This window comes from Thermodesulforhabdus norvegica, from assembly GCF_900114975.1.
In the GTDB taxonomy this organism is placed as follows: domain Bacteria; phylum Desulfobacterota; class Syntrophobacteria; order Syntrophobacterales; family Thermodesulforhabdaceae; genus Thermodesulforhabdus; species Thermodesulforhabdus norvegica.
In genome coordinates this window covers 89,343-103,930 of sequence record NZ_FOUU01000009.1, presented here as the reverse complement: position 1 = coordinate 103,930, position 14,588 = coordinate 89,343, and the positions used below count along the sequence as shown (strand labels likewise).

At 47.4% G+C, this 14,588-nt stretch carries 13 protein-coding genes and 2 rRNA genes; 5 read left to right on the top strand and 10 right to left on the bottom strand.

Annotation, left to right across the window (positions count from 1 at the left end):
• The 4 genes from BM091_RS11535 to BM091_RS11520 all read left to right on the top strand — a co-directional run.
• A 23S ribosomal RNA gene (locus tag BM091_RS11535) occupies positions 1-192 on the top strand; the annotation flags it as partial.
• A gap of 69 nt (positions 193-261) precedes the next feature.
• Positions 262-378 (top strand): 5S ribosomal RNA (gene rrf / locus BM091_RS11530).
• A gap of 50 nt (positions 379-428) precedes the next feature.
• Entirely contained in the window at positions 429-998 is a 570-nt protein-coding gene (locus BM091_RS11525; RefSeq protein ID WP_093395937.1) for a tetratricopeptide repeat protein, read from the top strand.
• A gap of 12 nt (positions 999-1,010) precedes the next feature.
• Complete coding sequence (locus BM091_RS11520; protein WP_093395935.1) at positions 1,011-2,153, top strand: AI-2E family transporter; 1,143 nt, start codon at positions 1,011-1,013, stop codon at positions 2,151-2,153.
• On the opposite strand, the gene BM091_RS11515 is transcribed toward BM091_RS11520, so the two are convergent.
• Genes BM091_RS11515 through BM091_RS11500 form a run of 4 tightly spaced genes read right to left on the bottom strand, consistent with a single transcriptional unit; the run spans position 2,041 to position 6,623 of the window.
• Positions 2,041-3,693, bottom strand: coding sequence for a UDP-N-acetylmuramoyl-L-alanyl-D-glutamate--2,6-diaminopimelate ligase (locus tag BM091_RS11515; RefSeq protein WP_093395934.1), 1,653 nt, complete (start codon positions 3,691-3,693; stop codon positions 2,041-2,043). The two genes, BM091_RS11520 and BM091_RS11515, sit on opposite strands and share 113 nt — an antisense overlap.
• On the bottom strand, positions 3,677-5,410 hold the full coding sequence (locus BM091_RS11510) for a peptidoglycan D,D-transpeptidase FtsI family protein (protein ID WP_093395932.1): 1,734 nt from the start codon (positions 5,408-5,410) through the stop codon (positions 3,677-3,679). The genes BM091_RS11515 and BM091_RS11510 overlap by 17 nt, the downstream gene beginning before the upstream one ends.
• A gap of 9 nt (positions 5,411-5,419) precedes the next feature.
• A complete protein-coding gene (locus BM091_RS11505; RefSeq protein ID WP_093395931.1) occupies positions 5,420-5,872 on the bottom strand; it encodes a hypothetical protein in 453 nt (150 codons plus the stop codon).
• The gene (locus BM091_RS11500) at positions 5,859-6,623 is read right to left on the bottom strand and encodes a hypothetical protein (protein ID WP_093395929.1); all 765 of its coding nucleotides are present in this window, start codon (positions 6,621-6,623) and stop codon (positions 5,859-5,861) included. The genes BM091_RS11505 and BM091_RS11500 overlap by 14 nt, the downstream gene beginning before the upstream one ends.
• Before the next feature lie 134 nt (positions 6,624-6,757).
• Here BM091_RS11500 and BM091_RS11495 point away from each other — a divergent pair, with 134 nt between their 5' ends.
• Positions 6,758-7,678 carry a CheR family methyltransferase gene (locus BM091_RS11495; protein WP_093395928.1) on the top strand — a complete coding sequence of 307 codons (921 nt, stop codon included), beginning with the start codon at positions 6,758-6,760 and terminating at the stop codon, positions 7,676-7,678.
• A 177-nt stretch (positions 7,679-7,855) separates the two neighbouring features.
• Here BM091_RS11495 and BM091_RS11490 read toward each other — a convergent pair whose 3' ends face one another.
• The 6 genes from BM091_RS11490 to BM091_RS11465 form a co-directional block, all read right to left on the bottom strand.
• Positions 7,856-8,320: a cytochrome c3 family protein gene (locus BM091_RS11490; protein WP_093395926.1), complete on the bottom strand. Its 465-nt coding sequence runs from the start codon at positions 8,318-8,320 to the stop codon at positions 7,856-7,858.
• 104 nt (positions 8,321-8,424) lie between these two features.
• Positions 8,425-9,030, bottom strand: coding sequence for a tetratricopeptide repeat protein (locus tag BM091_RS11485; RefSeq protein WP_093395925.1), 606 nt, complete (start codon positions 9,028-9,030; stop codon positions 8,425-8,427).
• 151 nt (positions 9,031-9,181) lie between these two features.
• On the bottom strand, positions 9,182-10,945 hold the full coding sequence (locus BM091_RS11480) for an AMP-binding protein (protein WP_093395923.1): 1,764 nt from the start codon (positions 10,943-10,945) through the stop codon (positions 9,182-9,184).
• Between the two features lie 19 nt (positions 10,946-10,964).
• Positions 10,965-12,251, bottom strand: coding sequence for a hypothetical protein (locus BM091_RS11475; protein WP_093395922.1), 1,287 nt, complete (start codon positions 12,249-12,251; stop codon positions 10,965-10,967).
• Positions 12,252-12,590: 339 nt separating this feature from the next.
• Positions 12,591-13,652 (bottom strand): nicotinate-nucleotide--dimethylbenzimidazole phosphoribosyltransferase, encoded by a 1,062-nt coding sequence (cobT, locus tag BM091_RS11470; RefSeq protein ID WP_093395920.1) that lies wholly within the window; start codon positions 13,650-13,652, stop codon positions 12,591-12,593.
• A gap of 17 nt (positions 13,653-13,669) precedes the next feature.
• A complete protein-coding gene (locus BM091_RS11465; protein WP_093395919.1) occupies positions 13,670-14,419 on the bottom strand; it encodes an MlaA family lipoprotein in 750 nt (249 codons plus the stop codon).
• Between the last annotated feature and the right edge of the window lie 169 nt (positions 14,420-14,588).

The window sequence follows — 14,588 nt, the reverse complement described above, 5'->3', positions numbered from 1 at the left end:
CTGGGTAGCTATGTCCGGAAGGGATAACCGCTGAAAGCATCTAAGCGGGAAGCCCACCCCAAGATAAGAGCTCCCTGGATGTCGCAAGACATCCTGAAGGCCCCTTGAAGACTACGAGGTTGATAGGCCGGGCGTGGAAGCGTGGTAACACGTGGAGCGAACCGGTACTAATGGGCCGATCGGCTTGGCCATCTCAAAAAGTCAGGACTGTCCGCTGAGCGCAGAAAGAAACCCCTATTCCGGGAAGAAATAAAGAAGAGGATCGGTGGCAATAGCGAGGGGGAAACACCCGTTCCCATCCCGAACACGGAAGTTAAGCCCCTCAGCGCCGATGATACTGCGGGGGAAACCCCGTGGGAAAGTAGGTCGCCGCCGATCCTTTTTTATTGTTAAGGTCTTGCCTTTTTCGGATTTTCCGGAGGACTCCTGTGTTTTTTGTAGGTTTAAAGCGTTTTCTACTAATGCTTTCGCTGGTTTGCTTTACAGCCTGCTCCCCTGCCTATTATACCCTTCCTCCTTACCCTCCACCACCTAAGAAACAGGCCTCAGTTCCATCTTATCCTTCCACGAGGCCGGCCACGAAGGGACCTGAAGTTCAGTCCGCAGGACCGGTAGAAACTTATTCTCAACCGTCCTCAACCGCGGGGGGACCTCGTGTTCCCGAAGAAAAATCTCCTCAACGAATTGCTTCTGCCGAGTTGGTGGATCGAGCCAGAAATCTTGCCCTATCAGGTCAGGTTGATGAGGCTCTTGGCTTGCTGGAACGGGCCATCGAGATCGACGCATACAACGGTGAAGCCTTCTATGAAATGGCAAGATGCTGGGAACTTAAAGGCAATCATAACAGAGCTCTGACTTTTGTAGATAGGGCTATTTTGATTTTTGAAGGGCGGCCTGAGAGGCTTAAAAAGGCTTATCTTTTGAAGTCCGAGATTTTGATGAGGCTTGGAAGAACGGAAGAGGCTCACCGTCTTAGGTCCATGGCCCAATCCGAATAACGGAAAATTCCCATGAAAAGCTCCACTGGCTCAAGGGTTTTTATTCTTCTGCTTCTTTCGCTTATTTTGTATCTCACTTATCTCATAATTAAACCTTTTATCCATTCTATAGTGATTGCTTTTCTTATAGGCGCCTTACTTGCTCCACTTAGGATTCGTATTGAATCTCGTTTGGGCCGTCGAAGAACTCTTGCCACTGCGATTATTGTTGCCTCTGTCGTTATTGTAATCCTCGTTCCCGTTATGTTCTTCGTCTCTGCACTGATAACTCAGGCTCTTGATGTTATCGTGAAGATAAACGGGTGGGTGAGGTCAGGCGGAGTGCAACAACTTCTGGAAAGCCCTTTTGTTAGCGAATTGCTCCAGAAAATAAAACCCTTAACCGAAAGATTTGGTCTTGAGTCTCTTCATTTTCGGAGCGATGAAGTAACCCAATATGCCGTTAAACTTACCCAGTACATAGCTCAATTTGTCGTTTCTCAGGGAACTGCTTTTATCGGGAATGCCGTGGAATTGTCTCTTCAGTTTATCATTATGACGATGTTTGCGTTTTACATAATAAGGGACTATGAAAGAATTATTCGTCGCTTGAAGGATCTGTCCCCTTTGAGAGAAGATCAGGAAGATCGCATTATAGAGCGTGTGAGAGAGGTTACAAGGTCGGCATTTATCGGGACTCTTGCAACTGCCGGAGCACAGGGGCTTGCCGGCGGCATAGGTCTCGCTATTGTTGGGATTCCTGCCCTGTTCTGGGGCACAATGATGGGTCTTGCCTCTCTTATTCCCGTTATGGGTACTGCCATGGTATGGATTCCTGCATCGGCATATCTCTTACTTCTGGGTAAATGGAAGTCCGCACTGTTTCTTGTTTTGTGGTGTGCTTTGTTGGTCGGGCTTATAGATAATTTCGTCAGGCCGATTTTCATGCGAGGAAAAAACGGCTCGTCCACTTTTCTAGTTTTTATAGCAATAATGGGGGGCATGAATTACTTCGGACTTCTTGGGATTATTTACGGCCCCCTGATTTTGGGATTCCTTATGGTTATTCTTTACATTTATGAAACCGAATATCAGCACTGGTTAAGTGACAACAACGATCCAGATACTCCTTTACAACAAGACGATCGTCGAAGGGGATTTTCTCCTGACCTATAATCTGGTAGGTTTCGTGACCTTTACCTCCTATGAATACGGTATCGCCGGGTCTGGCGACATTGATGGCAATATGAATTGCCTGTCGCCTGTCTACTTCGATTGTGTAACTTTTCGATTTAGGGGCTGAAAAATGAGATTCATCCGCTGAGAATTTTTGCCATGTCACGGGCATACCCGCAATAATGTCTTCTATTATCCGTTCTGGTGCCTCAGTTCGTGGGTTGTCGCTGGTAATCACTATTAGGTCTGCAAATTTCGAGGCAACCTGTGCCATTAAGGGTCTTTTTGTCCTGTCCCGGTCTCCTCCACAACCGAATACCACGATAAGTCTTCCTTTAGTCCATTCCCGGACGCAGGATAAGGCCTTTTCCATTGCATCGGGTGTGTGTGCATAGTCTACGATTACCGAAAAACCGTTGGGCGTTGCAATGCGCTGGAGCCTTCCGTCAACCGAACGAACCTTTTCTATCCCCTTCAGGACGGACTCCAGGGGTACGTTAAATGCCAGTGTGGCGGCCACAGCTGAAAGGATGTTGTAAACGTTAAGCTTACCCAAAAGCCCTGATGATACTTTGTAGTTGATTTCGTCGTGATCTGTGCTGAGCGATGATTTTATGCGGAATTCCAAACCGTCTGGAGAATAGCACACGTCTTCCGCACTGATTTCGGCATCGTAACTTTCAATACCGTAGGTAACTATTTTTTCGTTTCTGCCTTTTGACTCAAGATGCTCGAGTATTTTTCTTCCCCACTGATCATCGATGTTAACGACCGCGATTCCATTGGCTTTGAGATATTCGGTAAAAAGTCTTAATTTTGAACGGAAATATTCTTCCATTGTGCGGTGATAGTCCAGGTGGTCTTGAGAGAGGTTGGTAAAGACGGCTACGTCGTAAAGACATCCCGCCACTCGGTGCTGATGCAGAGCGTGGGAGGAAACCTCCATCACCGCAATGTTAACACCGTCTTTATACATTTGTTGCAGTATTCCATGAAGTGCACATGGGTCTGGAGTGGTAAGGTGAGCTTCAATATGATTTGAACCCCAGCAGTAACCCAGCGTTCCAATCCTTCCGACGGAAAATCCGGCTTCAGATAAGATTGATTGAATCAATATACTTGTAGTGGTTTTTCCGTTGGTTCCCGTAATTCCTATAAGCTTGAGAGAAGATGAGGGATGTTGGTAATATGCTGCGGTGAGGAGAGGCAATATTTTTGCGGTATCTTCTACTCTGACCAAAACCGGAAGGGCATCCTTTGCGGTGCCTTCAAACATCGCCAGCTGTTCTTTCAAAGCTTTCTCATTATCGTACACAATTACAGAAGCGCCTTTGCGGACGGCTTCACCAATGAACTTATGCCCGTCTGTCCTGCTTCCTTTTAGGGCCACGAAGATGTCGCCCTGGCGAAGCTTGCGGCTGTCTGTGCATGGGCTTCCCGGGGATATAGAGGTATCTCCCAGCACATGTACCGGGTTTAAGAGGGAAAGCAATTCCCGAAGTGCCCGATTTTTCGAACCCCCTTCATGTCTTTCGGTCATGTTTGTACCTCACTTGAATATCCGATGCCTGTACAGCTTCGTTTTTTGCGGGAATTCCCAGGTAAGGAAGGACATTAGCCACTATCTCTCTAAATACGGGTGCAGCTACAATACCCCCGTAACTTGCTCCCTGAGGTGAGTGTACCACAACAGCCACAGTGATCCTGGGATCTTCGGCCGGTGCAAAGCCGACAAAAATGGAAGAAAATTGTTTGTCCGAGTATTTACCGGTTGACGGGTCGATACGCTGGGCGGTTCCGGTTTTTCCGGCAACCCTATAGCCCGGCACAGATGCCCTCGCTCCGGTACCTCCTTCAAGAGTTACTTCAATGAGCATTGTTGTAAGGATTCTGGAGGTTTGACTTGAAATCACCCGCAGGGCCTTCTCGTCTGCGTGGTTGTGACCGGACTTCAGGAGATAAGGGGTTTTTTTAATTCCGCCGTTTGCTATGGTGGCAAAGGCGGAACAGAGCTGCAAGGCCGTTACAGCTATTCCCTGCCCAAAGGCGGAGGTTGCAAGATCAAGGGGCCGCCAGAGCTTCCAGTCCCGAATTATGCCGGCCGCCTCGCCGGGAAACTCAACACCGGTGGGCTGACCAAAACCGAATTTGAGCAGGTATTGATAATATTTTTCGGCACCTAACTGAAACGCCAGCTTTGCCGCCCCGATGTTACTCGAATATTTCACGACCTGGGTGAGGGTCAGCCATCCATAGGGGTGAACGTCTTTTATAGTATGGCCGGGGACATGAAATGAACCGTTCTCGCAAAATACTATATCATTGGTGCTTGCAAGGTTTTCTTCCAGAGCTCCGGCAACTAGAATTGGCTTTACAGATGATCCTGGTTCAAACAGGTCCAAAAAGGCCCTGTTTCTGCGTATTTCCGGGGGATAGGCATGGAAGGCATTGGGGTCAAAAAAGGGCCAGTTAACCACGGCCAGAATTTCAAAGGTTCTGGGATCAATTATCACGACCTGGGCTGACTCCGGGTTGTATTTTTGAGCAATTTTTTCAGTTGCCGCTTCCGCAACCCGCTGGATATAAGAATCAATTGTCAGTTTTAGCGGCTCGTTGGTCTCTGTGGAAGGGACCTCCTCTTCCACAACCTGACGCCCCAGTGCGTCCCGCACAAACCTTTTCTTGTTCCCTTTAATAATCATGAGACTGTCAAACTCTTTTTCGATGCCTTCAAGTCCGTGCCCATCCGTTCCGACGAAACCGATTAGCTGTCCGGCAAGGCTTCTCATGGGATAAAATCGCCGGTGCTCGTAAACTACATATATTCCGGGAAGTTTCCTTGCGATTAAGGCCCGTGCCTGAAGGTCTGATATGTTGCGTCTAATCCAGAGGAATCTTTTTTTTGCTTTCAGTTTTTTTCTGATTTTTTCAGACTTCAGACCCAATACGGAGGAAACAATTCTGGCCGTCTCATCGGGGTCTGACACGAAAGCAGGATCGGCAAACACGGATGGCTGCATGACCGTGACGGCCAATGGGCGACCATATCTATCCACTATGTCTCGTCTTGATGAAGGATCTTTGGATGATGCGAAAACCTGTGCATCGTATCGTTCTAACCATTTTGAATGTTCAAAGACCTGAATTTTTAGGGCGGAAATGAGGAGAGCCATCATGCCCGTCAGGGAAGAAATCAGCAGGACGGCCAGAACCAGACTGTATCGTTTCGGATTATCTTTTTTCAGCTTCCTTCCCATGCCGTTTTTTCAGGATACTCTCTGACCTGGTCTCTCACTGGAGGCTTCTTCCGAAGAGCCGGGTAGTGCAGGACGGACTTCCACGGAAGAAGCTTCAAGAAGTCTTCGAGGGTTGTGTTCAATCCTCATTGTGAGCATGCCGCCCATAACGCTGATCTCGTAATTTTTGTCGGAAAGGTCAAGACCCTGAAGTGCCGTCTTAAAGGCGATTATTTTTTTCTTTATCTTCCGATAAACATAAACACAGACCGAGCATACTCCGACAAACATTGCGGCAAACACCCACCAGGGTGTGGCGATCACTTTACCGATGAAGAGCATGATTACAACCATAGCAAGGGCAAAGACTACCTGAAGCCCCATAATTGCGTACATATAGCCTATACCCTGATTGATTTGGGATTTTTCCGCAGAAGAAGCGTCGGCTCCTTGCCTCTGAGAAGATTTTCTAAACCACCTCATGAGATCTATCCTTTTTGTTTTCCAGTTGTTTCTCTGAAAATCCCGGTAGTAGCTTACCGTAATCGTCTCCGTATTCCGAGGCTTTTTCAAGCTGTAATTTTATAATTTCGTACCGATACCGGAGCATCTCCCTTGCCAGCCGGTACATCAGGTAAATAGCCCATCCGATCAGGACAAGGAAGGACACCAGGAGCAAAATAAAAATTACCATGTTTTCTTTTACAAAATGCACCACGCCGGTTACGGTGCGTACGGTTATGTACGGTACAAACCACAGGAAGAGTGCCGATAAAAAAACTATAACCGCAATGTGGAAAACCGAAAGGGAGTGGAAAAAAGAAAGAAGACCTTTCAGCCCTTTTCCGGGGCTTTTGATTTCGTCTAAATCGCGCGATATGGATTGGGTTTCCGTAACCGCTTTGTGGATTCGCATAATTAGTGCATAGACAAGCATCAGGCCGACCGGAACCCCAATGGAAGCGGAAAGCCATGCAGTAAAGGGAAAGTTAACGTAATGGGATATCACTCGAACGCGATAGTTCTCAATGGGGCCAATAGTATCACGCAAACTCATTTCCTCATAATAAGACAATCCCTTTCCCGGGGTTTCGTATAATATTCTTCCTTTATCGTCTTCTATAATTGTGCGATATTTTATTCCTGACTGGCTTGCAGCGGCCAGGAATATAGCAAGCTCTATCGTGAAGAGGACCAGAACTGTGACCAGCGCTGTACTTTTATCGAAGTTCATTGTCCCAGCCAAACCTCCTGCTCCCTTTTCAAGGCATACACTCAGGGAGTGCAGATGTCAAAAGTAAAAAAACACGGAGCCCTTTGTTTGAGCTGATTCAGGTGGGCTTATGAACTTCTGGAAGGTCGGATCCTATGACGGATGAAATGCGTTCTTTGCAGAAGGATGTATTGAATTTTATCGTGGAGTTTGCCAGAGAGCGCCTTGGGGTCGAGATCGGCGAAGATAAAAAAAAGCAGCTCTGTGAGCGCTTGATCCAGGCTATAAGAAAAGACTTTTGTGATGACATCTCGGCATTTTCCAGGTGGTTTGTAAGGGAACTAAACGATGATGAACGGGTATTTTTCCTCGCCAGATATGTGACCGTTAGTGAAACTTATTTTTTTCGGGATTTCGGCGTATTTACCGCTTTTCGTTATTACCTTCTGCCCGAACTGATAGAGCAAAAGAGAGTTCTAGGGAATAATGAAATCCGTCTGTGGTGTGCCGGTTGCAGTACCGGCGAAGAGGCTTATTCTCTTGCAATGATCTTTGATCAGGCCTTTAAAAGCGGTTTTATGAGCAAAGACGAATGGGTAATTTACCTGAAAGGAACGGACATAAGCCCCGATAGGATAGCCCAGGCCCGTGAAGGAGTCTATTATTCATGGTCTTTTCGTGGCACCATGCCTCCTCATTATCTCTCGTACTTCTCGATGGTCGGAAACAACGTAAGAGTCATATCTCCGGAGATCCGTGAAATGGTGAAGTTTGAGGTGCTCAACCTGATGGACCCTGTTTATCCATCCAGAGAGACCGAGACCGAAAATCTCGATTGTATCTTCTGCCGAAATGTTTTCCTGTACCTGCGGATTGAGGCAATTAAAGAAATTCTCAGGCGCTTCTACAGGTGTCTTGTACCGGGTGGGTGGCTTGTGGTTGCTGCGCCGGAGCTACATTTTGCCGACAGAGACACATGGGAAAGAGTAGTACTTCCTGGGGCAACCTTTTTGAGGAAAAAGCCACGTGCATCTTCCACCGCCCTGTCCGGTCGTATTTTTTCACCCTGGTATTGATTGGAGGATATCGTAAATAGAAGTTTTCCCATTCGATCCGAAAAAATTTCTTTCATTAAAAATTACCGAAAGTTAACGGATTTAGGGTTAACACAGGTTATAGAAAGCAAAAAAGGAGCGACAAACCCGGAAGAGGTATTAATGTCGCTCCTTGTTTACCGTACCAGGTTTGTCGATTTATTGCTTGGCGGCTCCTTCCGGTTTTGGATGGCAACCTTTACAGGTTGTGGGCGCTTTGGTTTCGGGATTTTCCTTTTTCAGATCTCTGTGGCAGTTGATACAATTGTTGTGAAAGGCCAATTTGAGATTGAGCTTTTGCTGTTCGGGAGGGAGCTTTTTCTCGCCCTTGACAGTTGCATCGGTATGACATTCCTCGCATTTCTGGACGGGATCGCCTTCCTTCCACACATTCTGACCGTTTTCGTAAACATGATGACAGTCTGCACAGGCGATACCGTAATCTTCGGCATGTTTCTTGTGGGTAAATTCAACGGGGGCTTTGGTAAGTTGTTCGTAAATGCCGGGTTTTATGACGATAACATCGGGTGCCGCCTGTTCTTCCGCCGATACCAGCGCTCCCAGAGCCACGAAAGCTCCGATAAAAACCGCAACCATTGCAATCCTTGCAAATCCGATCTTCATAAATCATCCTCCTTCTGACCTGTTCACTCGGATAGCTTTGTTACAATCCCCGACTGCAATACTAGTGAAATTTTTCATTAGAAGTCAAGAGATTCTCTAATCGCTTACCCCTGAGCAAGGAACTGTTTTATCAATTGCCTGCAATCACCATCGAAAATCCTGGCCCGGTCTTTCGGTGTCTCCAGAGTCAATAATTTATCACTAACCTTGGAGATCGCCTTATCACAGAAAAGGAATAACCTGGATGCATGTTTCTGATCCGGCTTCTTTTCTTCGACTATTTCCTCCTGAGACTCAATCTGTGGGACTGCCGGTAGATCGGGAGCTTCCGTTAAGGATGCTCTGCCGCTCATTGTGCGGGCTATTTTTTCAAAGTGTTCGGCGTTTTCCAGATTGCCCTGAGACTTTTCCAGGGAAGCCAGAACTTCGTACGCGTCTTTGAGGAAGGTTAGACTTTTATGCATTTCGAGAAGTCTGCGGCGCGCAACCTCGAGCCTTCCTAACCTCCATGCTGCAAGACCGTGATAGGCTTTGGCCGCGCTGCAATTTGGATTGCACTTCAGGCGGTTTTCCGCAATTTCTAATAGCGCTTCCCAATCGCCGTCTTCGTACAAAAGGTTCATGTACTCAACGGCAATGTGAGAACCGGGATCCTCTCTATATATTTCCCGATACCAGTCAACGAGGTCTATAACGGCATCCATTTCCATGGTAAAGCCCTTCCAATATTCTAGACTCCCGGATGTGAACTTAACGACACATCTGCATTACTGCCGACAATAGGATAGCCCGGGAAAGGCAAAAAATAAAGCCGTATCTCGTTTCCCGAGATACGGCTTTAATTTAATTTTTTCGGATTGATCAGGAAGATGACTTCAGTTCAGGGAATTCATGGTAGAAGTACTCGTGTTCACCACGAACGCCCTTCTCCTTCGCTTTTATCTCCATTTCTCGGAGTTCTACTCGCCTGATCTTACCGCTTATGGTTTTCGGAACTTCAGGTACGAACTCGATTATTCTAGGAATCTTGAATTTGGCGAGGATTTTCATGCAGTGTTTAAAGAGATCAAGGGCCAGCTCTCTTGATGGTTCGTAACCCGGTTTGAGAATCACAAAGGCCTTAACCAGTTGCCATCGTTTGGGATCGGGGCTTCCCACAACTGCAGCTTCCGCAACAGCAGGATGTTCGACAAGAGCACTTTCTACCTCGAAGGGGCCTATCCGGTAGTCGGAAGATTTGATAACATCATCAGCACGCCCCACAAACCACCAATAGCCTTTCTCGTCGAAGTAAGCCCGGTCTCCCGTGTAATAGTAGTTTCCTCTGAATGCCTCGGCCATTTTGTCAGGTGAACCAAGGTATTCGCGGAAAAGACCGATGGGCCGCCAGTTGGAAAGCCTCACGGTGATGTGGCCGATATCATCGGGTTTCGTGATTTCATTTCCTTCGTCATCAACAAGTACAATATCGTACATGAAGTGGGGCCTGCCGAAAGAGCCGGGTATCACTTTGTCTTTGTACCAGGGCGGGTTTCCGATCATGGCAGTGCTTTCTGTCTGGCCGTAAAAGTCTCTTATGACCGTGCCGGTATGCTTCTGCCAGGTCTGGATTATTTCGGGATTGAGGGGTTCACCGGCACTCACGGACTCTCTGAGGGCTTCGAACTTAAACTTGGAAAGATCTGCAATTATAAAAGCCCGCCACGCCGTCGGAGGAGCACAGAAAACGTTTACCCTGTATTTATCCACGGCACCGAGATACTTTTCGACGTTAAGGCGACCTGAATAATTAAACCCCGTAACGGTTGCCCCAACATTGAAAGGTGCAAAGAAGCAACTCCAGGCATACTTTGCCCAGCCGGGCTGGCTGAGGTTGTTGTGTATGTCTCCGGGTCTTATTCCTATTATGTTAGCGGTGGAGAGGTGTCCCAGAGGGTAGGAGGTTGCCGTGTGAACAACCCTTTTGGGCATACCTGTGGTTCCGGAGGTGAAGAAGCACAAAATTATATCGTCGGACCTGGTTTTTTCCGGCGCTGCTTCTTTTGCTTCTTTATCCACTTCTGAGTAAGGAACCCAACCGTCCTTTCCGTCGATGCATATTTTTACTTTGGGGGTCATCCCCAGGTTACCCAGGGCTTCGTCAATTATTTCTGCCGATGCAGCACTGGCGATTATGGCCGCAGGTGGGTAGGTATCAAAACGATATTCCAGTTCTTTTGCAGTCATGGTCATTGCCGTTGGGACCAGGATTATACCGCCTTTGACACTTGCAAGGCTTGCAAACCAGATTTCAGGAACGGCCGGTATCATCACATAAAGAACGTCGCCTTTGGAGATACCGTTCTTTCTCAGAAAATTCAGAAGCTGATTACTCTTTTCGGCCATTTCCTTATAGGTAAACCTTTTCTCCTCATCCGTATCCAGATCGGCCCATATCAAAGCCAGCTGATCGGGTCGTTCTTTCACGTGAATCCCTTCAAAAACTTCTTCTGCCCAGTTGAAATATTCCGGAAGAGGAGTTTTGTTCAATCTTTCAAATAATTCTTTTGATGCCTCCGCTTTTTTTTCGTCATCGGGCATGGAATTAATGGTCATAAGCTCTCGATAAAACTGGGCAAGGCTCATAGTTTTACTCCCTCCTTATTTAGTGTTTGTGGTCGTGAACGTAAAAAGGCCATTTGTGGAAGAACCATTCGTTCCACAGAAGCGGTATTATCCACCAGAAATTCCAGACCAGTGATTCCCCGTGCGGGAAACGGTGAGAAAGTTCCGTCATATGGTGGTTTCCAAGGCCCCAATGTCCCCAGTTCAGGTAGTAGTAAAAAACGTAATTAATGGCGGCAAAAACGATAACACCCACCGTGCGGAACCAGAAAGCGCCCCAGGAGTCCTTGTCCGCCATGGGGCACATATCATCGAAGTAGTGATGCCAGATCAGGAAAGGAATCAGAGTAAAGCCCGCAATCTCGGCGGCATGATACCAGAGGAAACGGATTAACTCGGCGTCGTTGGGCTTGGCTTCTTTGAGATGTTCAATGGTTTCGTGAGGTAGCCAGGCCGGGGCAATTTTGGTGCAAATCAGAGCCAGTATGTAGCCGAGTATCACTACACAGATAAAGGATATGAGTCCTTTCCATGGTTGAGGCAGGTTTATTACGCTCCACGGCTTCATTCGCCACACATTAGGGGTCATAAACAGCACTATAATCATCCATTCCCACCAGCCGAAAACCCAGTGTACGTGATTTGTGCCTGCTATATTTTCCCACCAGGGAAAGTTCAGAGCGAATGAATTGCCCAGAAGCTTTCCGTAAACCAATCCCCAGAAGGGGACGATCAAAACGGTGTAGAAAAACAGTGTAAGAAGTGAACACCACCCAAGTTCTGCAAAGCCCGCCTGAGGCTGGGTAAGATTGCTCGGACGAATGGGCCACTTACCAAACAGAATGGTTACAAAGGGATAACTGAAAAAACCGATCAGGACGAAGCAAACTACTGCACTTTCGGCAAAATGTTTCTGTTTCATGGCTTCCAGCGTTAAGGCCTGGCCGTTGGGAAGGATTGCCTTTCCGGCCGCTGCAAGAGCGTTGAGGTTGCTTTGGCTCAGGAAATTAAAACCCAGTCCCAGAATTCTATAAAAGACGACATGAATAACGAACCAAACAAGAATAAGGTTAACAATTGTTTCCACAATCCCTCGCCAGGGCTGAGGAAGATTATGAAAGGGCCAATCTCCAAAAAACATGTGTTGCCATAGACCTACAAGGATCATCATAGCCAGATATAGAACAAAGGGGTAGGGAAATGCCTTGACCGGTCCTCTGGGATCGCTAAATATATACCAGGTAATCCATGCAATTAAAGTAAAGCAAAGAAGTGATACTATTCCCGTTAAGGGCTGACCCCATCGTGGACGCAATTGCTCTGCCATAATGACCTCCAGGGATGAACAAAGGGTTGGCACTTTCCGGACAATCTACTCTAAACTGATCGGGATTTTTTTGCCTTAACCTGCACTTACACTTATCACCCCCTCCTGTGAAATACAGACATGTCTATCGTGAAAGGTTGTCTCATCCGGTAGATGCTATGACTCCCTGCTGGAAATCGAAATGAGATCAGAGAAAGGATGCGGCAACTCCTCCTGGTGCTTCCGCCTGATCAGAAAATGATTGAGGTTAACAATGAGTAGCCCACCGTGCAGGGACGAGTTTGCTTATATCGAAAGGTGTATGTTTCGGTCAAGAAAAAAATTGTTCAGGATGTAAAATTAATGCCCCGTATCCGTTACTCCTGCTTCTTCAAAGGTTTTTATTTCCTTGAGGACTTTTGCCGCGGCTTCAACGATTGGCATGGCAAGGGCTGCTCCTGTTCCTTCTCCGAGCCTCATTCCCAGATCCAATATTGGCGGAAGTTCCAGAATGTCTGACATAACTTTATGACCCGGTTCGCCGCTTCTGTGGGAAATAAAGAGATAATCTTTTGCGGCCGGTGCGAGTTTTACTGCTATCAGGGCGCCCGCAGTAGCGATAAAACCGTCGCAAACCACGGGAACCTTTGATGCAGCCGCTCCCAGTACGGCTCCTGCAAGACCTGCAATTTCGCAACCGCCTACTTTAGCGAGTACATCAATGGGATCTTCGGGGCTGGGGCTATTTACACTGAGTGCCCTTTCGATTGCCTGAACCTTCTTTTGAAAGGCTTGATCGTCTATGCCCGTGCCTCTTCCGGTTATTTCTGCCACCGGACGGCCACTGAACACCGCAAGAATTGCAGAAGAAGGCGTTGTGTTGGCAATGCCCATATCACCGGTGCCTATAAGTTGATAACCTTCTTCCTTAACGGCCTTCACAACGAGTTCTGCCCCGGCCAGAAGGCCCTTTTCGGCTTCTTCCCGGGTCATTGCCGGTCCTTTTGTAAAATTGGCCGTCCCGTACCGGATTTTTTTTCTCACTATGTTCCAATCTTCAGGGAGGTCCGAGGCAACGCCCATGTCCACTACGCGAACATCAATTCCTCCATGCCGGGCAAGGACGTTTATGGATGCCCATCCCTGAATAAAGGCAAAGACCATCTGAGATGTCACCTCCTGAGGATAGGCGCTTACACCTTCCTCGGCAACTCCGTGGTCACCTGCCATTGTGAAGATAAGTTTCTTGCTCAGTTCTATATCAAGGCTTCGTTTTATCGCCGCAAGACGAGCTGCTATGTTTTCGAGAAGCCCCAGGGATCCTCTCGGTCGAATCTGGGATTTCAGCCTGTTCCAGGCTTTTTCTTCCCAGGATGCATCTGCAGGCTCAATAGAGAATATGAGTTCTTTCAGATCCCTCATGAACGTACCTTCTCCTTTTATCTTCTGATAAGTTCCCGTCGATGCTGTATGTAGGCATCCTTCAAAGCAACATAAGGATCTATTGCCGATTCCTTCAGGTCTTCATATTCTCCAAGACGCAGTGATGTGTTGTTGGTGTGCGAACCGGCACGTATGCCTCCCTGGATCAAATAATCGACGGGCATGTAAGTTAATGGATCCAGGAAAAAATCAACAACAAGTCCTACAGAATCCCTTACCGTTGATGGGCCGAGAAAGGGCCAGTTTATGTAGATACCTTCAGAAACCTCGTAAACTCCCAGGGTTTGACCGAAGTCTTCGTCGGCTGCTTCTATATTGAAATGGGTTTTTGCAATATCGAAAAACCCTCCTAAACCCAAAGTGGAATTAACAACAAAGCGCTTCAGCTCCGTTGATGCGGCCTGACCTTTCCTCTGCAAGATGCAGTTTACGAATCTAATAGGAGCCCGCAGATTTTCAAAGGCATTTTTTATGGCCTGACGGAGCCCCGGGGGCAGAAAGGTTTTGTAGACGGTACATACCGGTTTTACCAGCCAGAAATACATCTTATCGTTGAACTCAAAGAAAAACCTGTTTATAGGTTCAAGGGGGTCGGCAACTATGGGCTCTTGATACTCCGCAGGTTCCAGTGCTGTTTGAGCCCTGCCGATTGTTTCTGATGCGGCATATTTAATCGGCAAACCTATAAGTAACAGAGTCGATAAGAAGAGGAGCACCCATACCATGATCTTCTGTCTTTGTGCCATCTTATCTTTCTCCCCTGGTGGTCGGATGGATGTTAAAGCCCCGGCGAGAAGAATAATCGATTTTGGGTTAAGGGTTCAAATAAAAAAATTACAGGAGGTAGGTTATGCCTGAGCCGGCTTCATGGAAGGACAGGTTTGGCGGTGGTGGATCCTCTCCACATCCCGACGA